The sequence below is a fragment of the Rhodococcus sp. NCIMB 12038 genome, from assembly GCF_002165735.1.
Lineage (GTDB): Bacteria > Actinomycetota > Actinomycetes > Mycobacteriales > Mycobacteriaceae > Rhodococcus_F.
The window spans coordinates 15434-40032 of the sequence record NZ_NHML01000008.1; the positions used below are offsets into that span (position 1 = coordinate 15434).

Here is a 24599-nt window from a genome sequence, read left to right on the forward strand (position 1 = left end):
ACGATGCAGGCCAGACCGGAGACCGGGCCTGACCTGCAACTTGGACATCTTGAAAGGTCCCAGACGACGATGAACACCATCCACACCGTTGTCCCAGAGTCGATTTCCCCAACCGACTCGTCCGGGCGGCATTATTTTCCGTGGGACGAACCCGGCTTCGCACTCGACCCCTATCCCTGGTACGCGCGTGCACTCGCCCACGCCCCATTGATCTATGACGACTTGGGCTTCTACGTACTGTCTCGTTACCACGACGTCATGGCGTACGGGAAACACCCGGCGATGTCAGTCGAACCGGGCTGGGAACAAGCAGGGCCCTGGTCGGTCGCCAGAGACACCGTCATCGGGCGCGATCTGCCCGATCACACCCGGCTGCGCCGCCAGACCAACAAGTGGTTCGGACCCAAGATCGTCGATCGATGGACCGAGACGACCGCAACGGTGGTCTCCAGCATTCTCGACTCCTCCCCCGATGGGATCCTCGACGGCTGGCACGACTTGTCGGTCATCCCCACCCACCGAACCATGTGCCGTGTGCTGGGGGTACCCGACGACGATCACGCCGACGTCCAGGAGGCTATGTCCGAAACAATGCCCATGATGGCGGCAAAGCCGGCGACTGGAGCAGTCGACCGCGCTGCTGCCGGTTTCGACGAACTGGGCATTCGGGTCAACGCGCTCATCGCTGACAAGCAGGCGAATCCAGGAGACGGGCTTCTGGATTCATTGCTCACTGCGGTCGACCGCGACGAAATCACGATCGACGAGGCACGGGCTACGGCATTGATGCTCTACGGTCTCGGGCACATGGACGTGGGCTATCTGATCGCAGCAGGATTGAACATCTTCGCGGCCAGGCCCGACGTCTACGATCGTTACCGAGAATCCGTCGATCTGCGGGACTCGATCATCAACGAGATCGTTCGGTTCGATCCACCCGAACTGTGCTTCTATCGGGTTACTACATCACCTGTCACCATTCGATCCGTCGATATACCTACCGGCTCGAAGGTCAGGTTCATGATCGCTGCCGCGAATCGCGATCCCGAAGTGTTCGACAATCCCGATACCTTCGAAGTGAGTCGCCCTCCACGAGAAAGCCGTAACCTCTCGTTCGGTATGGGCCCCCACACGTGCGCCGGCCAGTACATCTCACGGGCTCAAGCGCGCGCGGTCTTCGATCAGCTGGCGCACCGATTCCGGCGCATCGAACACGTCGACGAACCGCAGATGGACAACACCGACTTCTCGCGGCACTTCACGTCTTTGACGCTACGCCTCGTCGAGTAGGCCCCGCGGTTCTCTCCGAGACAACCGACGTCGTCGATAGCGGTGTCACACAACGCGACGAAGCCGGTTGTGCACCGGCATCCGGTCGAGGCCGAGACAGCCTTGGACCGGATGCCGTCGACCCGAGGATCATCGACGTTCCTTCGCCCTGCCGGCGTGGTCGAGCGGGATAGCGGGGCCAACGATCTCCATCACCTGCCAGGCGTGTGATGTGGCACTTGACCGTGTTGAAAGCATCAGGTGGAGCACCCCGATCCATCGGTGGCGTGCATCGCCACCTTCGTGTAGATCAGGAACGTCAATGCTCCGAGCGACCGTGCCTTCTCTGCGCAACCGCCCCCTGCCGCGGATATCCCCGGCCAATGACGTGCGCTGGGGGGGACCTCGATCAAACGCAGAGATGGCCGGCAGCCCGGATGGATTGTTCGTTCGAAGAGATGAGGCCTCGCCGAAGTCGGGCCCACTGGAACCCCGCACACCTCGGAACCGGTGCCCGTACTTCCTGCTATCGATCGAGACGACCCCGACAACGTTCCGACGCCGGCTCTCCACGCCGCTCCCCGGAAGTCCACATTCGAGAGCGTCTTCCTCGTGGTGGTTGTTCCACTCCGATCCCGTCCACAAGGTGTCGGGGTCTGTCGGACCGCCTGGGCCGTCGGTTCAGCGGTGGCGCGGGTATGCGCTCGCCAAGATACGAATCTCGTCTGGGACACAGTTCGATTCGGGGATGACCTGACCCAATCGCTCGATGAACCGGCGCGTTGTCGTTCCGAAGTGCACAAGCATGTCCTCCTCGGTCGCACCCCCAGATGGCACCCACCTGACGCATCGGGACTGCGGAAAACGCAGAAATTCGAGAGACGTCGCCGCAGCGAGAGCAATACCCTGTGCGATCACACATTCAAGAGATCCGGGTCGAGGGCCACCACGACCGAGGCCCAGGGGCCGATCTCGTAGGAGCGACAAGGATCCCGGTCTGTCCAGGTCTACTCCACGAATGCGTGTGCGGTGCCGCGCCCAGTCCTGGGAAGCTGGGCGCGGCACCGCTTTTGCTCAGAATTCCTCGTGATGTTTTCAGAACACGGCGAATACTTTACGAACGGTCTCGTGAAGCTCCCAGGTTCCGGACCATCCGCGTGGGAAGAGTGCCACATCGCCGGTCTTCAGGGTGAATTGCGTTCCGTCGTCTGGAGTGATGGTCAAGTGCCCGGCAATGATGTGGACGAGCTCATGTGTATCGAGCTTCCAATAGGACGGCCCTGCCGCACATTCCCAGATCCCCACCGAGGCATCACCCTCTTCCCACAGCGTGCTGCCGGCAGTAGCCATGACCGGTCCCGTTGCCTCCGGCAGCGGCCCCCACTCCTCCAACTCGGCATCGAGTGCGGAGGAAAGGTACGGGGCGAGAGTGGGAACTGACATGTGGTACTTCCTTTCTGTTGTGTGTCCAGCGTTTTCCGCGTGGCACCTTTTACGCGGTCACACTCGGGCGACGTGGGCCGGCGCGCCGACGATGTCGTCGATTCGAGCCTTGGCGTCGCCGACAAGCATCTGAGTGTTGTCGCGGAAGAAGAGGGGGTTCTGTACAGCGGCGTAGCCCGATGCCATGGACCGTTTGAAGACGACGACGCCGGCGGCTTCCCCTACCTTCAGAACCGGCATACCCGAGATGGGCTACCGGGGTCCTCGGCGGCCAGCACGACCGTGGTGGCGGCGAAGTCATCGTTGATCTCGTCCATCTCGAGGACGATGTCGTATGGGACCTTCGCCTCGGCGACCAGCACGGTCATATGGCCGGGGAGGCGACGGTGTCGACGTTCATCTCCTTGCACATGATGTAGGACAGGTAACGTCTCGCGTCATGCCGGCGACGGCAACGATTGTCCTCGATTGTTGCTCACGCGGGGTCGAGGTCGACGCCGAGCAGGGCTCGGCTGATGGCGGTGGCCTGGTCGACGCAGTGGTTCAACCCCCGCGCGGTGCCATCCCATCGGCACCATTCGGATGCGGTGTCGAGTACCTTCACCACGACCTTGACGAACTTCGCTACGTCGTCGAATTTGTAGCCCAGCTCGATCGCGGCTGCCTCATACATGCGCTCGTAGAGCCCCAACCACTGGTAGTACTCGGCTCGCGTCTCGGACGGCAGGAATCCGGCTATCCGGTCGCTTGCCATGAGGATGTCCCACAAGTTGTTTTCCGGGCTCTCCAACTGGCGCCGCAAGTGGACCCGGATCATGGCGTTCCAGAAGTCGTCCACATTATCGGTCGCATCGACTTCGTCGAGGACGGCGGAGGCGAATCGATAGAAGTGCCAACGAAAGGCCTCCGTGACGATTTCGTCGCGGCCGTGCTCGAAATGCCGATAGATACTCGGCGCTTTCACGCCGACCTTCTCCCCGATGTTTCTCATCGAAACCGAGGCGTAACCGTACGCGCACGCCAGCTCGACGAACGCCTCGAGAATTTGCCGGCGCCGATAGCCCATGTCGGTCCAGTCGGCCTTCGCGAGGTACTCGCGCAATTCGTCGGCAGATTGCAAACGCGGCGAGGAGTGTGCCGGGTCCGCACCGGCCGTGGCCGGTACGGCGTCTGCCGCGTCAATTCTCAGCATCGTCGACTCCCTCGCGCAATCTGTGGCCACAGGGCTCCTCTGGTGGAGCCTACGCGGAGCTTCGCGTCGGTGAAGGCCCCCGGCGAGGAACCGATCACCCCTCCAGCTCCGGGACAGCCTGGGTCTTTCCATCGATAAATTCGGACACCGTCCATACTGTCACTCCTTCGGGGATCGGAATCAAAACCGCTGGTAGCCATGGTGTGGTATGAATCTTACGAACATTAATTACAAGCTCTGGTGCAGATGCTCATCTCGCGGCCCTCGGGCGCTGCTGTGAGTGATGGACTGCCTGGGCGGGGAAACCACTGAGGCGAGGACCGGTATGACGTCGACGAACAGTACGGATGACCGTGGCACCCAGCGGGCCCGGCGAGGTTCCCGCGGGCACCGTGCCGACGTCGGCCGGGACCGGGTCATGGATGTTGCCCTGCAACTGTTCCTCACCCATGGATATGCAGGAACCAGCCTGAAGGCTGTCGCCGATGAGCTCGGCATTTCGCCGCCGGCCCTGTACTGGTATTTCCCGTCGAAGGAAGATCTGTATCTGTCGGTACTGCAACGGTCGATGGAGGATTTCACCACGTATGTGGGGGGTTCCGTCGTTGTCAACGACGACCCCGTCTTCAAGCTGAGCCAGTTGGTTCGTGCGCACGTCACCTGGCAGCTGAATCAGGCGAACGTTGCTCAGGCGTTCGATCTGACCATGACGTTGAAGGGTCAGTCGATCGACATCCCGGAAGAGAAGCTGGCGCCGGTGGTCAAGATGCAGATGGACTACGTGGCGCTGGTGCGTTCGATCCTTCGTGAGGGTGTGGACGACGGGGTGTTCGTGGTGGACGACATCAAGACCACCGCCTTCGGCATCATCACCCTGTGCGAGTACGTCACCACCTGGTACAAGCCGGGGGGTGAACTGTCGGTCCCGGCGGTGGCCAACCGGTACGAGGGAATGGTCAGGCGCATGGTCGGGGTCGCCTCCCGCCGCACGCCTCAACCGGATCCGGTGGCCGGCGACTGAGTCCGTCGTCGCCACGAGCCGGGGGGGCGTATGCGCCGCCGGCTTCGTGACGACGACCGGTGTCAGCGCCGAGCGGTGAGCACACCGTTGTCGATCAGCTTGGTGAAGTGTGCTGCGACGGCGCGGCGGTCCACCTTGCCGCTCGCCGTCCTCGGCAGCGGGTTGAGAACCGTAATACGCTCGGGGACCGCATAATCGGGAAGCTTCTCCAGCAACACGCGCCGAGCATGCTCCTCGTCGAGGAGCTGGCCGGGCCGTTCCTCGACAGCAGCCCAGATCCGGTTCTGCAGGACCGGATCGGCCATTCCGAACACACAGCTCACACCGACGGAACCGAGCTCCGACAGCAGCCCCTCCACATGCGCTGGGAGGACCTTCTCGCCGCCACGGTTGATCACGTCGTCCACGCGACCCTCGATGTAGTAGAACTCGTCCTCGAGCCTGGCGAGGTCGCCGGTACGCAGCCATCCGTCGCTGATCTTGGCGGCGGTGAGCGCGGGCTGGCGCCAGTATCCCTGCATCAGGGTGGGACCCTGCACCCACATCTCGCCGACCGTGCCGGGTTCGACGTCCTGGCCGTTGTCTCCGACGATCCGGATCCGTGTTTCCGGAACCGCGAAACCAACGGATTCACCGCGGCTCTCCGCGTGCTCGGGAGGAAGAAAGGACACCGCAGAGCCGTACTCGGTCATCCCGTAGCCGTGGAACAACTGCATCCGGGGCCATTTCGCCAGAAGCTCGTCGATCCAGGCGACCGGCATGGGCGAGCCGCCGTAGAGCAGCACTCGCACCGACTCCAGCGCCCGGTCGGCGCCGTCGGCCAACATGATGAGGCGATGGAGGCTCGGGACCGCCGCCAGGTACGTCACCGGCCGGGCCGTGAGGGCGGCGACGGCGTCCTGGGTGCGGAACCTGTGCAGCAGATCCGTGCGTCCACCCAGCATCAGCATGTGCCCGAACTGATCGACGAATCCGGTGTTGTGGAACATCGGTACGACCACGAGGGTCGAATCGTGCTGTCCGGTCCGTAGCACCCGGGCGAACGCCCAGGAGGCCTCGGCGAGCGCCCGCTGGGCCAGCATCGCGCCCTTCGGCTTTCCGGTCGTCCCCGAGGTGAAGCTGATCAGGGCGAGTGCGTTCGGATCCACCGGCGGCACTGGCGCGGGAGTCGCGGTCAGGTAGTCCTCTGCCAGGAGTCGGACCTTGCCGGCGGGAACGTCACCGATGATCTCGGTGTGGGCATCGTCGGCCAGGACGAGGGCGGCATCGAGCAGGGCGACCTGGTCGGCGAACTGGCTCGGGTTCAGTCGGTTGTTGGCCGGAGCGATCACCGCACCGAGGGAGAGAACGGCCATGTAGTGCACGACCCACGACGCGGTGTTGTGACCGACGACGACCACTCGGTCGCCGGGCGTGATTCCCTGGTCCGCGAGCCAGCGGCCACACCGTGCCACGTGCTCGGCGAACGCCGCGTACGTCAACTCGACGGTGGACGTCGTCAACGCGAGTGCATCGGGGGTGGCCGCGGCCCAGTGGGTGAGCGCAGAAGACAGGGTGGGGAAAGGGATGGGGCGATCGTCAAAGTACGGGTGCTTCGTCACCGTGGACTCCTCGAATTTTCGCGCACTGCGCATGGTGCGCGGGCGCCGGATCGTGCCGGCGTCGGTTGATGTGGGTAGCGGGTGTGGTGTGGGTATCATCAGCATCCCTGCCACTGGGGGGCACGCTTTTCGATGAAGGCGCGTGCGCCCTCCCGCGCATCCTCCGATGCCGAGACTTGGGCGACGGTGGGAAGCGCGTATCGCATCACCTCGAACGCGTCCTGATCACGCAGCCCCTGGGTGGCCTCGATGATCTCGAGAGTTGCCGCCACCGACAGCGGTGCCGCTTCGCACACCTGCCGGGCGAGCTCTTTCGCCGTCTCCAGTACCCGGTCCGCCGGGACCACCCGATTGACCAGCCCCCACCGGTGCGCCTCGGCTGCGGTGAAGGTGCGGCCGGTCAGGAGCAACTCCGTCGCGAGCGGCCGGGGCAACAGCGACGACAGCCGAACCACGCCACCGGCATCCGGGAGGACCCCGATGCGGGCCTCGGGGAGTGAGAATTTCGCAGCGTCCGATGCCACAACCAGGTCCGCGGCGAGCATCATCTCGACGCCGCCGCCGTACGCCGATCCGTTCACGGCCGCGATGATCGGTTTGGTGAGTCCGAACAGCTCGGTGATGCCGGCGAATCCGCCGGGGCCGTGGTCGGCGTCGGGGGGCTCTCCGGCGTGCGCGGCCGTCAGGTCCCAGCCGGCGCTGAAGAATCGGTCTCCGGCAGCGGTCAGTACCGCCGCTCGCAGCGAATCGTCCGTACGCAGCAGTTCGAATGCGTTGTAGAGCGCCCTGCTGGTCCGCGAGTCGATGGCGTTCGCTTTCGGACGATCAAGAGTAACGATCAGGACAGGTCCGTCGATCTCGGTGCGGACCTCGTCTGGTGCAGGCATGTTTCGCCCTCCGGGTGTGGTGGCCGGTCGGTGAGGTGGTCGGGCAGCCTGACAGATGGCTGCCTCGACGGTCCTGTGTCCTGAACAGTGTTCGTGTACAACGCTCTTCGTCACCTTCTGCGAGTTGCCCAGGGCAGCGACCTGTCTTGACATGCAGGGGCGGAGAGGTCGTCGGCTCGATCGGGACCGGGCCGCCCACCGGTTGAATGCTGCGGCGACGGCCCGGCGGTGCACGTCGCCGGGCCAGGCCGCGGATTCAACCCGCCGCACAATCGTGCTCATCGATGCCTGCTACACCGTCAGGACCACTCGTCCGACGACGCTGTGCGCGGCCAGGTCTGCGAGTGCGCTGCCGTAGTCGTCGAGGTCGCCGCCGACCTTGACGACCGGTTTGAGGTAGCCGTCACCGCTGAGGGTCATCAGGTCGTCCCAGGCGGCGCGACTGATCCCCGCCTCCCACAGGTAGGCCGACTCCACTCCGCGCACGTCGGTGTTGGTGAGCAGCAGCCTGTTCACCTTCACGGTCGGGATCTCGCCCGAGGCGAATCCCACGGCCATGACCCGGCCACCGGGAGCGAGAGACCCGAGTGCGTTGCGGATGTCGCCGCCGACCACGTCGACCACCAGGTCGACGCCGCGCCCCCCGGTGATCTCGCGGGCCTTGTCGGGAACTTCGTCGCGCAGCACCACATGGTGTGCACCTGCTTCCAGTGCGGCCTTGGCGCGTTCGTCGTCGGACACGACGGCGATGACCTGTGCGCCGAATCCGGCGGCGACCTGAATGCTGGCCAGCCCGACGCCACCGGAGGCGCCGAGCACCATCACCGAGTCCCCCTTGCTCAGGTTCCCGCGAGTCACCAGCGCGAAGTGCGAGGTCAGATAGTTCATCGGAATCGCCGCGGCATCGACGAAGCTCATCTCGCCGGGGATCGGGTAGAGACGATCCTCGGTGACCGACAGCTGTTCAGCGGCGGCGCCGTAGCTCAGGCACCCTGCCACTCGGGTGCCGGGTACGAACTCCGACCCTGCCGGGCCTTCCAGGACAACTCCGGCGAAATCCGAGCCGGGGGTGAACGGAAGCTGTGGCTTGACTTGGTACTTCCCCTGCGACATCAACAGATCGGGGAAGGCGGGAGCGACCGCCCTGACCTCGACGAGGACCTCGTCGGCGGCGCGCATCGGAGTGCCCCGGTCCAGGACCTCGAGGGCGGACGGGCCCTCCAACTTCACTACACACACTGCTCGCAACTCGGTTCTCCGATCTTGTCCGTAGGGGCCGGGTGGGGATCACGCCGGTTGGCGGCGTGATCCCCACCCGCGGATGACCTACACGGCGGTGTACGCCTAGGTGGTCTGCCCGGCCGGGATCTTGCCGGCGTGGGCGTTCTGGGCGGGAAGTCCGAGCATCGCCCGGTATTCCTCCGGGGTCGCCACGGGGCGGCCGACGGCCTGCGAGATCGTCTGGCCGATCTGCAGGGCCTGCAGGTTGCTTTCGACCTTGTCCGGGCGGTGCGGCCAGAGCCAGTAGGTGTCTTCCATACCGACCCGGATGTGCAGACCCATCAGAGCGGCAAGGTTGGCAACATGGGAGGAGGCGCGGCCGGCGGCGCAGACCATGATGAAGGCATCGGGGTCGATGTCCTTGATCGATGCCACTGTGCGGGTGAGGCTTTCGATCATCTGACGGGGGTTTTCCATCGGGCTGCAGCCGGGCAGCGCGGGCAGGATCAGCCAGACGGCAGGGGTGTCGATGAGACCCGATTTGATGAGGAATCGGTCGGCGTTGGAGACGTCGGCGTCGGTGTAGACGGCGATCTCGGGTTTCGAACCGGCCTCGTTGATCAGGCGAACCTTCTCGATCATGATCGGGGCGGGCTTGACGAACAGCGAGTCACCGATGTAGGTGGCGGTGGTGTTGATCGGGGCTGCGTCCAGTACGCCCTCGTTGAGGACCTGCTTCATCAACTCCCACTCACCGTCGAGTGCCGGCACCAGGCACCCGTCGACGACAAGTGACGGGAATTCTTCCCGCAGGGGGCTGATGACCTGACGGAACCGATCCGGCGACAGGACGTTGTAGCCGGCGTCGTCGCGGACGTGGATGTGCACCGTGCTCGCACCGGCCTTGGTGACCTCACGGGCCGACTCGTGGATCTCGCCGGGAGTAATCGGCTGGTTCGGGTTCTGGTCCTTCTTGAAGAACGCGCCGGTGATCGCGACGGACACCACGAGCTTCTCCGGGACGTCCCACGGTGCGGAGATCGGGGCGTCGTGGAAGGCCGAGTTCTCGAGATCGAGGACCGTGGGGATCCCGTAGGGGCGCCAGATCATCTTCTCCTGATCGCGGGCAACACCACGAGAGACTCGGTCCCAGTCAATTTTCGCCATTGTTCTTCCTTTCTGATCGACGCCGTACGCCAAGGCGGCGTCAGCGTCTGAGATTGTTGTCAGGTCAGCGTGCTACTGCGTCGAGGGTGAGCAGGTCGCGGATTCGTACGTGTTCGACGATCTCGCCGTCGCGGGTGCGGTAGGCGGTCATGCCGCCGCCGCCGGCGGAGACTTCGCGCAGGGCGGTGAAGAAGTCCGCCGGTTCGAGCACCTCCGGCGAGACCACGCCGGGGCCGGGGACCTTTCCTTGCAGTGCCACGAGTGAGCCGGCCGCGGCGGGAGTGCCGGTGGCGTCGTCCTGGCTCATCTGGCCCCCCGACAGGAATGAGATGCCGTCGCTGCCGACCCGGACATCGACGATCAGACCCGATCCGACGGGCTCCCGTTCGCTGTGCCCGGCGAGGGCGGCCTCGAAGATGGTGTGCATGGCCGCAGTTCGGTTGGGGCCGTGGGGAAGGCGGGACACCGACCAGCCCAGGTGGGTGAAGTCCTCCGGGATGAGTCCGCCCTTGTTGTGGGCCGTGGTCACCCGGGTGAAGCGCGGAAGTGTGAGGACCTCGGGATGACTCAGCGTCACGACCAGCTGTTCACCGACCGGCTCGGGGAAGCTCACCCGCTCGGGAGCCAGTAGTTCCCAGCCGGGGGTGCCTCCGAATTCGGGGACGGCGGTGCTGAACGAGTGCGCGAAGTGCGGGACGACCGCCCCGACCATGTCCTTGGCATCGACGCACCAGGTGATCGATGCGCTGGCGTCGCCGGCGGGCAGCGCATCGAGTGCGAGCCGGACGAGGACATTCGTGGTGCCCGGTGCCGAGCCCATTCCGATGAGTGCGGTCACCCCGGCTGCTTTGGCGGCCTGGTCACGCTGGAGCAGCAGTTCGGTGGCATCGGCGTCGTCGCAGATGTCGAGGTAGTTGGTTCCCGCCTCGATGGCCGCATCCAAGATGATCGGGCCGAGAGTGTAGTAGGGACCGGTGAGGTTGACCACCAAGTCTGCGCCGGTGAGGATTTCACGCAGCTTGTCCGGCTCGGAGAGGAGGTCGAACAGTACTCGGTGTACCTGCTGGGTGCCCACCTCGAGCGGGGCGTCGTCGCGCCACGCACGGTCGCACAGCACCAGTTCGAGGTCTGTCTCGGTTCGGCCGAATCCGCGGAGCAGGCCCGATGCCTGCGCACCGGCCGCGCCGAGGACGACCACTGTCGGCTTAGTCATCTACTTGTTCTTCTTTCGTTGAGGCTTCGCTGCCTATCGACAGTCCGTTCGTGCCGGGGGTCCTGAACACCACCTGAGCCCACGCCGGTACCCGACCGGGCCGGCTTGTACTGGGAGAGCTGAAAAATTCTTCCGGTTACTCATGCACGGCGGCGCGCCGTGCCCTGTTCGTCGACGGTCAGACCGCCGGTGGTCTCGGTGAATTCGACACCGTAGGTTGCGGTGGCGTGTTCGGGTGTTTCCCAGCCTTCGAGGACGTCCTCGAGGACGAGCCGGGGATCGCGTTCGAACGGTGCACCGTATCCGCCACCGGAGGCGTCGAATCCGTGGATCGTCTCGCCTGGGTGAAGCACGATGTCGACAGCGTTCGGAAGTGTGCGACGACTGCCGTCTGCTGCTTCGAGCCATGCCGACGCGGTTCTCCCGTCCTCGCCGCCGCTCACGCCCTTCGAGGGGGTGATCTGCCCGTCACACGGGTAGATGAGGGAGATCGGCGCATCCTTGGGCGTGTAGGCATACTCGAACGATGGTCCGCCCCGGTATTTTCCGGCTCCGCCGGTGTCGGGGACCATCCGCAGGTGCTTGTACATGATCGGCATCTTGATCTCGTCGATTTCCACCGAGTCGCGATACATCAGGCCGCTGGTGCACGGGACACCGTAGGTGACCCAGCCGTCCGCGTGGGCGCTACCGGGGCCGCCGTTGGCGGTGATGCACAGCTGGTTGACGAACTCGTCGTTCGAGCGCTGGTCGTGCCCGGACAGGACCGCATAGCCGGCGCCGACGCCGACGGCGCCCTCGGCCACACCGTAGGGCTCCCCCAGCTGGGCGAAGGCGGAGCCGACACAGTTGATGAGCCGGTCGGTGACGTTGGTCGTGGCCACCGAGCAGCTGTGCGGGAACCGCGGCTTTCCGACCGCGGATCCCTCGTTCATGTCGATCTGGACGCGCCGGAACGCGCCGCTGTTCTTGGGGACCGACGCCGGGATGGCGTTGAAGATGCCGGCGAAGACCGCGGCCCGGGTGGTGGCCTCGGTCAGGTTCAGGCCGCAGTCGACGTTGGGGCCGTTTTCGGTCAGGTCGACGAGGATCAGACCGTCCTGCGGTTTGATGTCGATGCCGACCTGGAAGTCCAGTCCTTCAGGCAGGTACGGATCGAAGGCGTCGTGGCGGCCCGAGTTGTGCAGGGTCGCGGCCGGGAGGTCCTCGATGGCCTTGGCCATGACCTTCTCGCTGTAGTCGAGCCAGTCGCGGGTGAACTGGCCGATCGTGTCGAGGCCGTACTTGTCGACCAGTTCCTTCAGTCGTCGTTCGGCGACCCTGGCTGCGCCGATCGAGGCGAGGAAGTCGCCGTACCACTGGGACGGCACCCGGATTCGGCTCCGGCACATGCGGATGATGTCGTCGATGTTCTCGTAGTCGGACTGGACCTTCACCGTCGGGAAGATCACGGCGCCCTCTTCGTAGACGTCCTTGGCGGCTGCATGGTAGGTCGTCGGGATCGAGTTTCCGACGTCGGCCTGGTGTGCTTTGGTGACCGCGGTGAACATGTGCACGCCGTCGACGAAGACGGGGACGAGGATCGTGTGATCGGCTGCGTGGGAGTTGCCCACATAGGGGTTGTTGTCGAGGAAGGCGTCGCCCTCACGCATGTTCGGATGGGCGATCCGCAGTTCCCGGGCCTGGAGCTGGGCGCCGAACACGTGCACCGGGATCGCCTCGGCCGCGGCGAGCAGTTCGTCGTCGGCGGTGAGGATGGCGCAGGAGAAGTCCCGGGCGCTGTTGATGACGGCGGACCGCGCGGTCCGCAGCAGGGTGTTCGTCATTTCGCGGACGATGCCGTCGACCTTGTTCGCGATGATTGCGGTGCGGACACCGTCGAACCGTGTCTCGCTCATTTTCACTCCTCGTTGCCGATCGAAAGCAGGTAGTTGCCGGAATCGGCGACCGTCGCCGACATCCCGGGGAAGACGACCAGGGTCGTGGTGGGTTCTTCGATGATCGCCGGGCCTCTCACGAGGGTTCCGGGAGTCAGGTCGGCCGGTTTGTACACCGGCGTGTCCACCGTGCCGGCGTCGCCGAAGTAGCAGTCGCGCGAGCTGCTCGCCTGTCCGAGGTGTGCCTGCGCGGCCGGATGGTCGTGCTCGACGCGGGGAAGGTTGATCGTCACCCGGGCCCGCCAGTTGAGGAACTCGATCGCCGACCCTGGGTCGCGCACCGCGAAGATGCGTTCGTGCAGGTCGTGGAACATCTCGAAGAGGGTGGCCTGATCGCCGTCCCCGCGGACGCGGTGTGAGGGAAGGGGCAGATCGATCGTCCACACCTGCGACTTGTACCGGGCTTCGACACCGAATTCGACGGTGTAGTCCGGGCTCTCGCCACCGAAACGTCGGGCGAAGTCGTCGAGCCGGAGTTCGAGGGCGTCGAGGACACGGTCGACCCCGTCGGCGGCGAACGCGTCCGAGGAGGTGATCAGGGCCGTCGACTCCTCCTTGACGATGTCGGCGAAGTGCATGCCCGACGCCGAGAGGGCGGAGGCCACCTTCGGCAGGACCATGCGCTGGGTGCCCAGTTCTGCCGCGATCTTCATGATGTTGATTCCCGCGGCGCCGCCGCCGGCGACGAGCGTGCTGTCCTGCGGGTTCAGGCCCTGCGCGATGGTGATTTCGTGGACGGCTTTGACCATCGCCTCGCTCGCCAGGGACAGGATGCCCCAGGCGGTTTCGTGGACGCTGATTCCGAACTTGTCGGCGAGCGTGCTGATCGCCGTGGTTGCGGCGGCGGCGTCGAGCGTCATCCGGCCACCGAGGAAGTACTCGGGGTCGAAGTAGCCGAGCACACAGGCGGCATCGGAGAGGGTGGGCTCGGTTCCGCCGTTGCCGTAGCACGCCGGACCGGGCTCGGAACCGGCGGATTGCGGTCCGACACGCAGCAGCCCCCCCTCGTCGATCCACGCGATGGAGCCGCCGCCGGCGCCGATCGAGCGGATGTCGACGGAGGAGATGCCCAGCAGGTCGCCTTCCCACTCCGGGCCGAGCCAGGTGTCGCGGGAGTGTACGACCGCGCCGTCGCGGGACAGGCCCACGTCGAAGGTGGTTCCGCCGGTGTCGGCGACGATCATGTCTGCGCCGAGGCCTTCGAGCTGCGAGTAGTTCAGGCCGGCCAGCGGGGCCATCGACGGGCCACTGCGCGCGGTGTGGATCGGCGACTCGATCACTTCGTCGATGTTCATCACCCCGCCCATGCTCGTCGAGACGAGGATGGTGCCCTGGTAACCGAACTCGCGAATATCCTGCTCGAGCTGCCGGAAGTGGTGCTGCATCAACGGCTTCAGGGACGCGTCGATCGCGGCGGCCGACGTTCTGCGGTACTCGCGAACAATGGGCGCGATTTGATGCGACAGCGTCACCGGCAGGTCCGGACACAGCTCGGCGATCTTCTTCTCCACGCGCAACTCGTGATCGGGATTGACGACGGACCAGAGCAGCGACACCGCGACCGCCTCGAAACCACCCTCACGAATCGCTGCGATGGTCGCGGTCAGGTGATCCTCGTCGAGCTCGACGACGACCTGGCCCTCGGAGTTGATCCGTTCCCGCACACCGAAGGTGTGGCTGCGGGGAATGTACGGCGTGGGGTACTGCTTGGTGAAGTCGTACCCGTCCTGCTTGCCGCCTTCCTTCAACAGCAGGACGTCCTCGAACCCCTCGGTCGAGAGCAGCGCGGTCTTGGCGATGTTGCGCGTGATGATGGCGTTCGTCGCGCGGGTGGTGCCGTAGATGAACAGGTCGGTGTCCGCGAGAACCTGCCGAGCGGTCAGCCCGATCTCCTGCGCCGCCGCCTCGAGCGCGGCCGACAGACCACGGAAGACCCTGTCATGCGTGGTGAGGGACTTGCCGATCACCTGTTCCGATGCGGCGTCCTGAACAACGACATCGATGAACGTTCCACCGGTGTCGGCGGAGACTTTGAAACCCATCGAGCTCTCCCTGCAGATTCATGTCTGGTTCGTAACCCCGGCTGTGACGGGAGGGGCCGGCGCTCGGACCCCACGAGTCGCGCCCGACTTCCTACCGAGGCGCGGTAGAGGAGATCTGGATCACCTCTCGTGTCGCTGAAACTATTTAATGACCCTTAATCAACAATGTCAAGAGCGGCCACTCCTCGAGGCCACCGCTTCGGCTACCCCCAGGGCGCCGAAGGTCCGGCGGAACCCGCCCGGCATACCGTGCGACGTGTCGATGAGGTGACATCGCCGCTGATAGACCTGCGTCCTCTCGATTCGGCCGGCGACCCGGTCCGCTCGATCGAGCGATCGCCGTGGGTGCGCACCGCCGCACCTCGACGCCCAGCATTTTCGATCCGGCAGTGGCGCATCCCGCAAACTCAAGCTAACATTCATTCGCAAGTATGGCGCGGGTCACTTTTTGTTACGGGCAGGTTTCCGGCTTCCGCATCGGGTGACGCGCCCCTTGCCTGCAGCACCGCTTCACGAGGCCGATGCGCCCCAGGATCGCGAGGAGAAAATCCGTGCCCGCCAGCCAGTCAGTCGAGCAACTCGGCCCGACCGTTGCCGTCATCGGCAGCGGCCCGTCCGGCTGCTACACCGCACAGTTCCTGCGCAAGGAGCGTGCGGATGCAGAGATCACCGTCTTCGAAGCGCTCCCGGTTCCGTACGGGCTGGTTCGCTACGGCGTCGCGGCCGACCATCAGGGCACGAAGGCGGTCGCACGGCAGTTCGATCGGATGTTCGAACGCAACGCGGTCACCTTCGTCGGGAACACCCGGATCGGGGTGGACATCAGCTTCGAGGAACTGACCAGCGCCTTCGATGTCGTGGTCATCGCGACCGGACTACCGAGCGACCGTCAACTCGAAATTCCTCGCGACGAGGATGCCCACGTGGTGGGCGCCGGCCGGGTACTTCGGACCCTCAATGCGTTCCCGGAGGAAGCTGCGCTGGCGAATGAACCCCTCGACGGCGAACTCGGCGACGACCTCATCGTGGTCGGCCAGGGCAACGTCGCAGTCGACGTCGTGCGTCTCCTCACCAAGGCGTCGCACCACCTGACCGGCTCGGACATCGACGATCGGGCCCTCGACCTGCTCAGGCCCACCCCACCGAAAACCGTGCGGGTGATCGGACGGTCACCGGCCTCGAACGCCAAATTCGACCTCGCCATGCTGCGCGAACTGTGCGGAATCGACACGCTCGCCGTGCAGGTGGAGGGATTGGGCGACTCCGAGGACGGCCCGGTGGTGGATCTTCTGCGCGCAGCGGTACAGAAGACGACCAGCGTGGACACGGCCGATCGCACCGTGCTGACGTTGCACTTCGACACCATTCCCACCAGGATCCGGCACCAGGACACGCGCACCGTTCTCGAGGTCACAGGCCCCTCCGGGGAGACCGACTCGTACGCAGCCGACACCGTCATCACCGCCATCGGTTTCTGCCAAACCGACGACACCCGAGACGACGTCCCCGTGGCGGCGTGGTCCGGCGCCCACGTCTACCGTGTCGGGTGGCTCGACCGCAACGGCCGCGGCAACATCGCCGAGAACCGCAAACACGCGCAGACGGTGGCACGGTCGATCGTCGCCGACCTGGCCGACGGACGAATCCCCCCCAAAGGTGCCGGCGGCTTGGCAACCGTTCTGCCGCAACTACATTCCTCCACCGTCGGTTTCGACGGCTGGCTGGCGATCGACGAAGCCGAACGCAGCGCAGCAGACACACACCGCTGCCGCCGCAAGATCACCAACCTCGACGAGATGGTCGCGATCGCGCACTCCGCGGGCCGCAGCTCCTAGGTCCGCACCCGCATCCCGCATCCCGCATTCATACGACAAGAAGGACCGCTACCCCATGACCGCAATCAAGATTTTGTTCGGCACCGAATCGGGCAACGCCGAACTGGTGGCCGACGACATCACCGACACGTTCACCGGCGCAGGCGTGAAGGCCGAAACCGTCGCGATGGAGGACTTCGACATCGCCGACCTCCCCCGCGCAGGAACCATCGTCGTGATCACCTCGACGTACGGCGAGGGTGAACTCCCGGCCACCACCGAACCGTTCCAGCGGGCAATCCTCGACACCCGCCCCGATCTGTCCGATCTCCGGTTCGCCGCGTTCGGGCTCGGCGACAGCACCTACGAGACCTACAACCACGCGATCGACGTCCTCACCGCCGACCTCGCCGCACTCGGGGCACGCCAGATCGGTGAGACCGGACGCCACGACGCGGTCAGCGGCGAATCCTTCACCGACGGCGCGGTGACCTGGGCCAAGTCCGTCGTGGACGCCCTGTGATGCGTGTTCTCACCAGCCCCCCATCCTCATCGCCACCGGACGGAAGTGATCAGCTCATGAGCCAGAATGCCACTCTCACCGAGCGCCCCTCGGAAGCCGATTACCTGCCCTGGGAGGATCCGGAGTTCGTCCGGGCCCCGTGGCCCTGGTTCGACCGCCTTCTCACCGAGAAGCCGGTCCTGGTCCTCGACGACGGCAGTGTCGTGGTCAGCAAATACGCGGACGTCGTCAGGTTCGCCAAGCACCCCTCCCTGCTGTCGGTTCCACCGGACGGGATCGGCGACAGCCCGTGGGCGGCGAACCTGCACTCGGTGCTGCTCACCGAAGGTGACGATCATCGGCGCATCCGTCGCTCGTTCGCCAGTTGGCTGACCCCCAAGGCCGTCCAGAAGTGGGGACACACTGCCGCCGACAGCGCCCGGGCCGCTCTCGACCGGGTCGGAGCCGACGGTCTCATCGAGGCGCACAGCGCCCTCGGAGTCCAACCGGCCCAGGACGCCATGGCCCACGCACTCGGCATCCCCACCGAGGACGGCTTCCCCTACATCCACGCCACGAACCTGACCATGATGTCCATGGGATGGAACCCGACCTCCGATGAGATCACCCGCGCCCATGAGGGCTTCGGATACATGATGTTCCAGGCCGAGCGGCTCATCGAAGCCAAACGCCGCCACCGCGGCGACGGGATGCTGCTCGACGAGATGATCACCGCCGTCGACGAGGGCCGGCTCAGCGAACGCGAACTCAAGGAATCGATCCAGATCCTGTGGGGATCGGCAGCACACAACCCCGGGCACGTGATGGCCTCCGCCCTGGTCGACCTCGCCGACAATCCGCACGTGTTCACGGTGTACAAGCAGGACCCGGACAGCCGGGACGCGATCATCAACGAGATCTTCCGGCGTTCCCTGCCCGAGGTCGCTCTCGACCGGTTCACCACCGAACCCCTCGAGATCGGCGGAGTCACGGTGCCCGGCGACGGCACCCGGATCCGGTTCGTCCTCGGTGCGGCCCTGCGCGACCGGGACGTCTTCCCGAACCCGGACGAATTCGACTACCAGCGGCCCAAGGAAGCCAGCATGGCCATCGCCTTCGGGGTCGGCACCCACAACTGCGCAGGCCAGGCAATGGCCCGCGCCGAACTACGAGCAGTCCTCGACGTCATCGCCGAGCGGTACGCCGCGGTCGAGATCGTCGGTGAGCCCGTGTGGACGAACTCGGACCGCCACCGCAACTGCGAAGGACTCACCGTCCGCCTGTCCTGACAGCAGTGTCATCGCTCGCACGAGGTCGTACCATCGGCCCACACGAAAGACAACGATCGCCATGGAAGCCACTGCCACGCACACTCGACCACCCACTCCCCCGGACAGCTCGCCCGACAGCTCGCCCGGCCGCCTGTCCGGCCAGATGGGCACCACTCAGCTGGTCCTCTCCGTCCTGGCGTTCTCGTCCCCGCTCACCTGCCTTGCCGGCTACTTCTCCCTGACGATCATGTCGTCCGGGGCCACCGCCCCCGTGGCGTTCCTCATCGTGACCGCGGTCCTGCTGGTCTTCTCGGTGGGGTACATGGCGATGACCAAGCACATGCCCCGCCCCGGAGCCTTCTACGCCTACATCTCCGAGGGCCTCGGTCGCCATGTCGGCCTCGCCTCCGCATTCCTTGCCACACTCTCGTACTCGGTCATCGGCATGGGGGTGTACTGCTTCGCGGGCATTACCGTCACAGATCTCATCACCAAGTACGGAGGCCCGCAGATACCCTGGTGGACAGGCGCTTTCGTCATCTGGGTGGTCATCGGCACACTCGGCTACTTCAACGTGGACGTCTCCGCCAAGGTCCTGATGTGGGTCATGTTCGTCGAGGTCACCATCGTCATGATCTTCAACGTCGCGGTCGTCGGCCAAGGCGGCGAGTCCGGACCGACTCTCGCGCCCTTCAACGTCTCCGAGTTCGCCGGCGGGCAGGTCTGGGTCGGGTTGCTGTTCGCCATGCTCGTGTTCATCGGCTTCGAGGCGACCGCCCTCTACCGCGACGAGGTCAAAGACCCCCACCGGACCATCCCCCGCGCCACCTACATCGCCGTCCTGTTCATCGGAATTCTGTACACCGTCACCGTCTGGGTGATGGTCATCGCGTTCGGCGGCGCGGCAGAAAATGTCGCGAAAACCGACACCGCAGGGATGTTCGCCCTCGCCTCCGACCGATACGTCGGAGTATGGTTCAGCAACCTCGCCACCACCCTCGTCGTCACAGCCGTGCTGGCAGCGATCCTGTCCATCCACAACGCGTCGACCCGCTACCTGTTCAACCTCAGCGCCGACGGTGCCCTCCCCCGCGGCCTGAGCGCCGTACACGGCCGCCACCGCTCCCCCTACCGCGCCTCGACGGCGATCTCCGCGCTGGCCCTGATCGGCGTCGGCCTCTTCGCCCTCGCCGGCAGTGACCCGTCCGTGGTGTACGCACAACTCGCCGGCCTCGGCAACGCCGGCGTCTTCGTCCTGATGGCCCTGGTCAGCATCGCCGTCGCGGTCTGGTTCCGACGCAAGGGCACACACACCGGCGAAAACGTCTGGTCGACCCTCATCGCCCCCCTGACCTCGGCGATCGTGATGTCAGCCCTGGTCGGATTCGCACTCGCGAACTTCGACCTGGTCGCCGGCGAATCGGACACCAACACCGTGCTGCTCCTCGTACTCGCCGGATCGTTCCTCGCCGGACTGATCACCGCCGCAGTCATGAAAGCGAAACGACCCGCCGACTTCCAGCGGCTCGGCGGAACCGACCGCTAACCGGACCGACCGGGGCTCACCGGCGGCGCACTCGTCCCGGCGAGCAGATACTCCCCTGCCCGAGACAACCGCTCGCCGAGCCACTCGACGCAGCACCCTCGCCCCACCAGGCGGCGACAACCCTCTTCGTAACCACACCCCCAGGAGTGTCCATGACCATCGAGAACACCGAACGCGTGATGCACGACTACCACGCTGCCTGGCAGCGCGGCGACCACGAGGCCGGAATGAGCTTCTACGCCGACGATCTCATCGTTCACATGGGCGGCGACGGCCCACTGTCCGGCACCTTCACCAGCCGCGAGGAGTTCGTCCGGAACTGGGTCTCGCGGGTAGCCGACTACACCGACCAATGGGAGGTGCTCGGCGACGACACCCTGCTCATGGGCGCCGACGGAGTCCTGCTACTCGTACACGAGAAATGGAGCCGGGGCGACCGCTCGGTCACGACCGCGCGACTGGGTCACTACCGCATCGACGGCGACAAGATCGTCGAAGCCCGGTTCGCCGACATGAACCAGCCCGAAGTCGAAGCCTTCTTCGGCGACCTCACCAACTGACACGGGATACCGAAACCCCTATGCCCAAGCACAACGACGTGGCAATGTCGGCGTCCGCCTCCGACCGCGGCACTGCACTACCCGGCTGGCAGATCCAGCACACCGACGACCCGCGCGTCGTCCTCGAGCAGGAACACGAGGACTACACCGATCACGTGGTCCCCCTGACGGCGCGGCAACCGCGCGGCACGGTCCTCGGCAGCTGGTGGTCGATCGCCAGCGCGATGGCGTTCCTGTACTACGGTGCACTCGCCGCCAATCTCGCCGGCACCGAGCAGGCTCTGATCGGCCTGGCCGCGGTCGTCGTCGTCTACTCCGCCCTCTGCGCGGTCGCCACCCACGTCTCGATCCGTCGCGGCGTCAACTCGATGCTCCTCACCCGCGAGATGTTCGGAGTCAGGGGCGCAGCGTTGACGCCGCTGATCTGCGGGCTCGGCGGCCTCTACTACGCGGTCTTCGAGTCCAGCGTGATGGCGGCCGCACTGCAGGCGTACTTCCAGGTCTTCGACATCCGGGTCTGGTACGCCCTCGTCATCATCGGCATGCTGCCCCTGATGCTCGGCGGCATGCAGACCTGGCTGAACACACTCAACACCTGGTCACTGCCGATCTACATCGGCGGCGTCACCGCCGCCGTCGTGGCAGCCGGAGTTCGATTCGGGTGGAGCGGAGACTGGTTCACCACCACTCCCGAGATCGCCGCACACACCACCGTCCCCGGATGGCTGACGACCTTCGTCCTGTTCATGGGCAACTGGCTGCTCATCGCCGACACCCCCGAGTTCGCCCGCTTCGGCCGCCCCCAGGATCGGCGCTTCCACGCCCACATCACCTTCGGCTGGGCCTTCTACCTACTGACCTTCGCCTTCAACGGCCTCGCCGGGATCCTGATCGTCGCACTCGCCGCACCCGGGCTCACCGTCGCCGAGTCGGCCGTCACCACCGGGATCGTGGCCTCACTGGGGCTGATCGGCCTGATCGTCGTCCTCGTCAGCCAGGTGCGCATCAACTCGGCGAACTTCTACGTCGCCAGCATGTGCCTCGAACGGGTGGTCAACCACTTCTCCACCCGCAATCTGCCGCGCCGAGCATGGGTGGTGCTGCTGTCCATCGTGACATTCTTGCTGATGCTGACGAACGTCTTCAGCTACATCGCCACCGCCCTGGCCTGGCAGGGCATCGTCACCGTGTCCTGGGTCGGAATCTTCCTCGTTCACCTTCTCCTCGTCTCCGGTGAACCAGAGATCCGCGCCGGCCGGGTGCCGATGGTGGCCCGCGGATTCGCCGTCTGGGTTGCATCCGCCGCGATCGGCCTGCTCGCACTCGAACTCGGATCCGGCGCCATCGCACAGCTGGCACCCCTGATCTCCCTCGCCGTCAGCGTGATCCTGTATCTGACCCAAGCCCGCACTTTGAAACGCCGAGCAGCACAAGCGGATTCGTCCGGGCACCCCGACGTTCGCAACTCAGTCGACGACCTGTGGGGAACGCGCACCACCTGCACAAGCTGCCAGCTCGCCTACACCACCTACGAAATGGACACTGCTGCAAATCAACCCAACTACCCCCTCTGCCTCGAGTGCCAGGTGCACCCGATTCCTGCCACCGCGAACAGCGGTCCCGGCGACCTCGCTGACGGTGTCAACGACGTCCCCGCCCCCAAGTAACCCCCCACACCCAGAACTGAAAGGTCACAAGAACGTGACACAATCTCACAAGAACGTGACACAGTCACTGGACGACAAGGTCGTCATCGTCACCGGAGCCGGCTCCGGCATGGGCAAGTCCATGGTCGAGGAGTTCGTCGCCGCCGGCGCGCGCGTCGTCGCACTCGACATCAACGAAACAAAGGCGAAGGAAGTCGTCGCCGCACTCGACCCGAAAGATCGCGCCCTCGCCGTCGGTGCCGACATCTCCTCCGAGGAGTCGGTGAATGCCGCTGTCGCGCAGGCACTGGACTGGGCAGGACGAATCGACGTGCTGTGCAACAACGCCGGCATCATCGACAGCTTCCGTCCCGCCCACGAGATCTCCACCGACGAATGGCACCGCAACATCGCGGTGAACCTGACCGGCCCGTTCCTGATGTCCCGCGCCGTGATCCCCGACATGCTCAGCCGATCACACGGAATCATCATCAACACCGCCTCGATCTCCTCGTTCAGCGCCGCCGGCGGCGGCACCGCCTACACCGCCGCCAAACACGGCGTGCTCGGACTGACCCGGCAACTCACCTTCGACTACGGCAGACTCGGAATCCGCGTCAACGCAATCTGCCCCGGCGCCACCCTCACCGGACTCACCATGCCCGAGGACGGCTCCGACACCCTCCCCGACTCCGACCCGGAAATCATGCGCACCCCCGCACAACGCTGGTGCCAACCCTCGGAAATCGCCCGACTCGCCCTGTTCCTCGCCGGCCCCGACGCCGACTTCATCCACGGCACCGCGATGATCATCGACGGCGGCTGGCTCACCGCGGCACGCAACCCCATCTGACCACCCCCCACCTCCTGCCCGCGCCCGAATCGCGGGTCCGGAAAAGCAACTCGATCGAAACGACACCGACAAGACACATGCAACCCGGTCCCCCAGGCAGGCCGCATGGAGAAAGGCCAAAGATGACAGAAAATCCCGCACAGCGGGTCGACGGCAAGATCGCCGTGATCACCGGTGGGGCCCAAGGCATGGGCGCCGCACACGTTCGGCTACTCGCCGAACACGGCGCACGAGTAGTGATCGCCGACCTCGACGACGGTGCCGGGCAGGTTCTGGCGAAAGAACTCGGCGCCGATGCCCTGTTCCTGCACCTCGACGTCACCGACCCGGACCAATGGACGTCCCTGGTGCAGGAAACCGAAACACATTTCGGCACCATCGACGTGCTGATCAACAACGCCGGAATCCTGCTGCCCCACGACACCCTCGAAACCGACACCCTGGCCCAGTACCGCAAGGTCATCGACATCAATCAGGTCGGCACCTTCCTCGGGATGCAGGCCACAGTTCCCGGGATGAAACAGAACGGCGGAGGCTCCATCGTCAACATCTCCTCGACCGCAGGGCTGGTCGCATTCACCGACAACTTCGCCTACACCGCCTCGAAGTGGGCGGTGCGAGGAATGACGAAGGCCGCCGCACTCGAACTCGCACCCCACAAGATCCGGGTCAACGCCATCCTTCCCGGCGAGGTGAACACCCCAATGATCGCGGACCTGGACCTCGACGTCACCACCACACCACTCGGACGATTCGGTGAACCACACGAAATTGCCTACCTGGCATTATATTTAGCCTCCAATGAGGCGTCGTACACCACCGGCGCCGATCACGTGATCGACGGAGGATACACCGTGCCGTGAGCTACCGATCCAACGCGAGACCCCTCCCCCGCCGACACAGTCCGGCCCCGGCAGCCGGGAACAACACCCGGCTGATGCCGGTCGACGCTGCAATGCACAAGGCGGGACCACGCGTTCCCACCCCCCGCACACAAAAACGGGACACACCCACCCAGCAGCACGGAAATCCCGGCTGACCCTCCACTCGAGCGGAGTCGCCAGAGGTGGCCCCGACCCCCCGTTACGGGTCGGCGCCCGGTCCCGGAACTACCCCAGAAATCCGCACCCGGCGCAGTGAAATTCACCAGCCGCGAAATTCACCGGCCGCGAAATTCACCGGCCGTGAAATTCACCAGCCGTGAAATTCACCAGCCGTGAAATTCACCAGCCGTGTCAGGAACACCCCCGCGACCCCGTCACCATTGCGCCGCCCCGGCGGGCACTCACACCGACGAGAGTCAACCGACACCGCCACACCGGAACAGGCGCCGACCCGTGCCCGAACGCCTCCCCCTTCTGTGCCCAGGTTCCGGGGATGGAAGTGGAACGCGAAGGGGACTGCCACGGAATCG

General features: G+C 65.3%; 19 protein-coding genes and 1 pseudogene. 10 read left to right on the forward strand and 10 right to left on the reverse strand.

All coding sequences use genetic code 11. The features are described 5' to 3' along the window. The first annotated feature begins 69 nt into the window (after positions 1-69). Entirely contained in the window at positions 70-1290 is a 1221-nt protein-coding gene (locus CA951_RS13440; protein ID WP_179220190.1) for a cytochrome P450, read from the forward strand. A 1074-nt stretch (positions 1291-2364) separates the two neighbouring features. Here the strand turns inward: CA951_RS13440 and CA951_RS13445 are convergent. The 3 genes and pseudogenes from CA951_RS13445 to CA951_RS13455 all read right to left on the reverse strand — a co-directional run bounded on the left by CA951_RS13445 (position 2365) and on the right by CA951_RS13455 (position 3934). Then, positions 2365-2712, reverse strand: coding sequence for a cupin domain-containing protein (locus CA951_RS13445; RefSeq protein WP_087557321.1), 348 nt, complete (start codon positions 2710-2712; stop codon positions 2365-2367). Positions 2713-2769: 57 nt separating this feature from the next. Continuing rightward, positions 2770-3095: pseudogene (locus CA951_RS13450) on the reverse strand (NAD(P)(+) transhydrogenase (Re/Si-specific) subunit beta); the annotation flags it as partial. A gap of 92 nt (positions 3096-3187) precedes the next feature. Then, a complete protein-coding gene (locus CA951_RS13455; RefSeq protein ID WP_179220191.1) occupies positions 3188-3934 on the reverse strand; it encodes a TetR/AcrR family transcriptional regulator in 747 nt (248 codons plus the stop codon). A gap of 295 nt (positions 3935-4229) precedes the next feature. Here CA951_RS13455 and CA951_RS13460 point away from each other — a divergent pair, with 295 nt between their 5' ends. Beyond that, the gene (locus CA951_RS13460) at positions 4230-4925 is read left to right on the forward strand and encodes a TetR/AcrR family transcriptional regulator (RefSeq protein WP_179220192.1); all 696 of its coding nucleotides are present in this window, start codon (positions 4230-4232) and stop codon (positions 4923-4925) included. A gap of 62 nt (positions 4926-4987) precedes the next feature. Here the strand turns inward: CA951_RS13460 and CA951_RS13465 are convergent, their stop codons facing one another. The 7 genes from CA951_RS13465 to CA951_RS13495 all read right to left on the reverse strand — a co-directional run bounded on the left by CA951_RS13465 (position 4988) and on the right by CA951_RS13495 (position 14993). Further along, positions 4988-6526, reverse strand: coding sequence for a class I adenylate-forming enzyme family protein (locus CA951_RS13465; protein WP_179220193.1), 1539 nt, complete (start codon positions 6524-6526; stop codon positions 4988-4990). 98 nt (positions 6527-6624) lie between these two features. After that, on the reverse strand, positions 6625-7413 hold the full coding sequence (locus CA951_RS13470) for an enoyl-CoA hydratase-related protein (protein WP_087557325.1): 789 nt from the start codon (positions 7411-7413) through the stop codon (positions 6625-6627). 291 nt (positions 7414-7704) lie between these two features. Continuing rightward, entirely contained in the window at positions 7705-8643 is a 939-nt protein-coding gene (locus CA951_RS13475; RefSeq protein ID WP_087557326.1) for an NADPH:quinone oxidoreductase family protein, read from the reverse strand. Positions 8644-8757: 114 nt separating this feature from the next. Continuing rightward, the gene (locus CA951_RS13480) at positions 8758-9801 is read right to left on the reverse strand and encodes a 3-keto-5-aminohexanoate cleavage protein (protein ID WP_087557327.1); all 1044 of its coding nucleotides are present in this window, start codon (positions 9799-9801) and stop codon (positions 8758-8760) included. 64 nt (positions 9802-9865) lie between these two features. Beyond that, positions 9866-11014 (reverse strand): saccharopine dehydrogenase family protein, encoded by a 1149-nt coding sequence (locus CA951_RS13485; protein WP_087557328.1) that lies wholly within the window; start codon positions 11012-11014, stop codon positions 9866-9868. Positions 11015-11154: 140 nt separating this feature from the next. Continuing rightward, positions 11155-12912, reverse strand: coding sequence for a hydantoinase B/oxoprolinase family protein (locus CA951_RS13490; RefSeq protein WP_087557329.1), 1758 nt, complete (start codon positions 12910-12912; stop codon positions 11155-11157). Between the two features lie 2 nt (positions 12913-12914). Beyond that, positions 12915-14993 carry a hydantoinase/oxoprolinase family protein gene (locus CA951_RS13495; protein WP_087557330.1) on the reverse strand — a complete coding sequence of 693 codons (2079 nt, stop codon included), beginning with the start codon at positions 14991-14993 and terminating at the stop codon, positions 12915-12917. Between the two features lie 551 nt (positions 14994-15544). On the opposite strand from CA951_RS13495, the gene CA951_RS13500 reads away from it, so the two are divergent. The 8 genes from CA951_RS13500 to CA951_RS13535 all read left to right on the forward strand — a co-directional run bounded on the left by CA951_RS13500 (position 15545) and on the right by CA951_RS13535 (position 24048). Then, positions 15545-16828: an FAD-dependent oxidoreductase gene (locus tag CA951_RS13500; RefSeq protein WP_179220194.1), complete on the forward strand. Its 1284-nt coding sequence runs from the start codon at positions 15545-15547 to the stop codon at positions 16826-16828. A gap of 55 nt (positions 16829-16883) precedes the next feature. Continuing rightward, positions 16884-17330: a flavodoxin domain-containing protein gene (locus tag CA951_RS13505; RefSeq protein WP_087557332.1), complete on the forward strand. Its 447-nt coding sequence runs from the start codon at positions 16884-16886 to the stop codon at positions 17328-17330. A 56-nt stretch (positions 17331-17386) separates the two neighbouring features. After that, a complete protein-coding gene (locus tag CA951_RS13510) occupies positions 17387-18598 on the forward strand; it encodes a cytochrome P450 (RefSeq protein ID WP_179220195.1) in 1212 nt (403 codons plus the stop codon). Positions 18599-18659: 61 nt separating this feature from the next. Beyond that, entirely contained in the window at positions 18660-20126 is a 1467-nt protein-coding gene (locus CA951_RS13515; RefSeq protein WP_087557334.1) for an APC family permease, read from the forward strand. 152 nt (positions 20127-20278) lie between these two features. Next, positions 20279-20686 carry a nuclear transport factor 2 family protein gene (locus CA951_RS13520; protein ID WP_087557335.1) on the forward strand — a complete coding sequence of 136 codons (408 nt, stop codon included), beginning with the start codon at positions 20279-20281 and terminating at the stop codon, positions 20684-20686. 20 nt (positions 20687-20706) lie between these two features. Beyond that, a complete protein-coding gene (locus CA951_RS13525) occupies positions 20707-22353 on the forward strand; it encodes a cytosine permease (RefSeq protein WP_179220196.1) in 1647 nt (548 codons plus the stop codon). A 34-nt stretch (positions 22354-22387) separates the two neighbouring features. After that, the gene (locus CA951_RS13530) at positions 22388-23185 is read left to right on the forward strand and encodes an SDR family NAD(P)-dependent oxidoreductase (protein ID WP_256973552.1); all 798 of its coding nucleotides are present in this window, start codon (positions 22388-22390) and stop codon (positions 23183-23185) included. Between the two features lie 122 nt (positions 23186-23307). Then, on the forward strand, positions 23308-24048 hold the full coding sequence (locus CA951_RS13535) for a glucose 1-dehydrogenase (RefSeq protein WP_087557337.1): 741 nt from the start codon (positions 23308-23310) through the stop codon (positions 24046-24048). Positions 24049-24599 lie beyond the last annotated feature (551 nt).

Excerpts from the sequence above, each read along its gene's own strand:
- CA951_RS13485 (WP_087557328.1), bottom strand. The coding sequence starts at position 11,014 with ATGACTAAGCCGACAGTGGTCGTCCTCGGCGCGGCCGGTGCGCAGGCA.
- CA951_RS13510 (WP_179220195.1), top strand. The coding sequence starts at position 17,387 with ATGAGCCAGAATGCCACTCTCACCGAGCGCCCCTCGGAAGCCGATTAC.
- CA951_RS13505 (WP_087557332.1), top strand. The coding sequence starts at position 16,884 with ATGACCGCAATCAAGATTTTGTTCGGCACCGAATCGGGCAACGCCGAA.
- CA951_RS13515 (WP_087557334.1), top strand. The coding sequence starts at position 18,660 with ATGGAAGCCACTGCCACGCACACTCGACCACCCACTCCCCCGGACAGC.
- CA951_RS13445 (WP_087557321.1), bottom strand. The coding sequence starts at position 2,712 with ATGTCAGTTCCCACTCTCGCCCCGTACCTTTCCTCCGCACTCGATGCC.
- CA951_RS13480 (WP_087557327.1), bottom strand. The coding sequence starts at position 9,801 with ATGGCGAAAATTGACTGGGACCGAGTCTCTCGTGGTGTTGCCCGCGAT.
- CA951_RS13525 (WP_179220196.1), top strand. The coding sequence starts at position 20,707 with ATGCCCAAGCACAACGACGTGGCAATGTCGGCGTCCGCCTCCGACCGC.
- CA951_RS13495 (WP_087557330.1), bottom strand. The coding sequence starts at position 14,993 with ATGGGTTTCAAAGTCTCCGCCGACACCGGTGGAACGTTCATCGATGTC.
- CA951_RS13535 (WP_087557337.1), top strand. The coding sequence starts at position 23,308 with ATGACAGAAAATCCCGCACAGCGGGTCGACGGCAAGATCGCCGTGATC.
- CA951_RS13460 (WP_179220192.1), top strand. The coding sequence starts at position 4,230 with ATGACGTCGACGAACAGTACGGATGACCGTGGCACCCAGCGGGCCCGG.
- CA951_RS13440 (WP_179220190.1), top strand. The coding sequence starts at position 70 with ATGAACACCATCCACACCGTTGTCCCAGAGTCGATTTCCCCAACCGAC.
- CA951_RS13520 (WP_087557335.1), top strand. The coding sequence starts at position 20,279 with ATGACCATCGAGAACACCGAACGCGTGATGCACGACTACCACGCTGCC.
- CA951_RS13490 (WP_087557329.1), bottom strand. The coding sequence starts at position 12,912 with ATGAGCGAGACACGGTTCGACGGTGTCCGCACCGCAATCATCGCGAAC.
- CA951_RS13470 (WP_087557325.1), bottom strand. The coding sequence starts at position 7,413 with ATGCCTGCACCAGACGAGGTCCGCACCGAGATCGACGGACCTGTCCTG.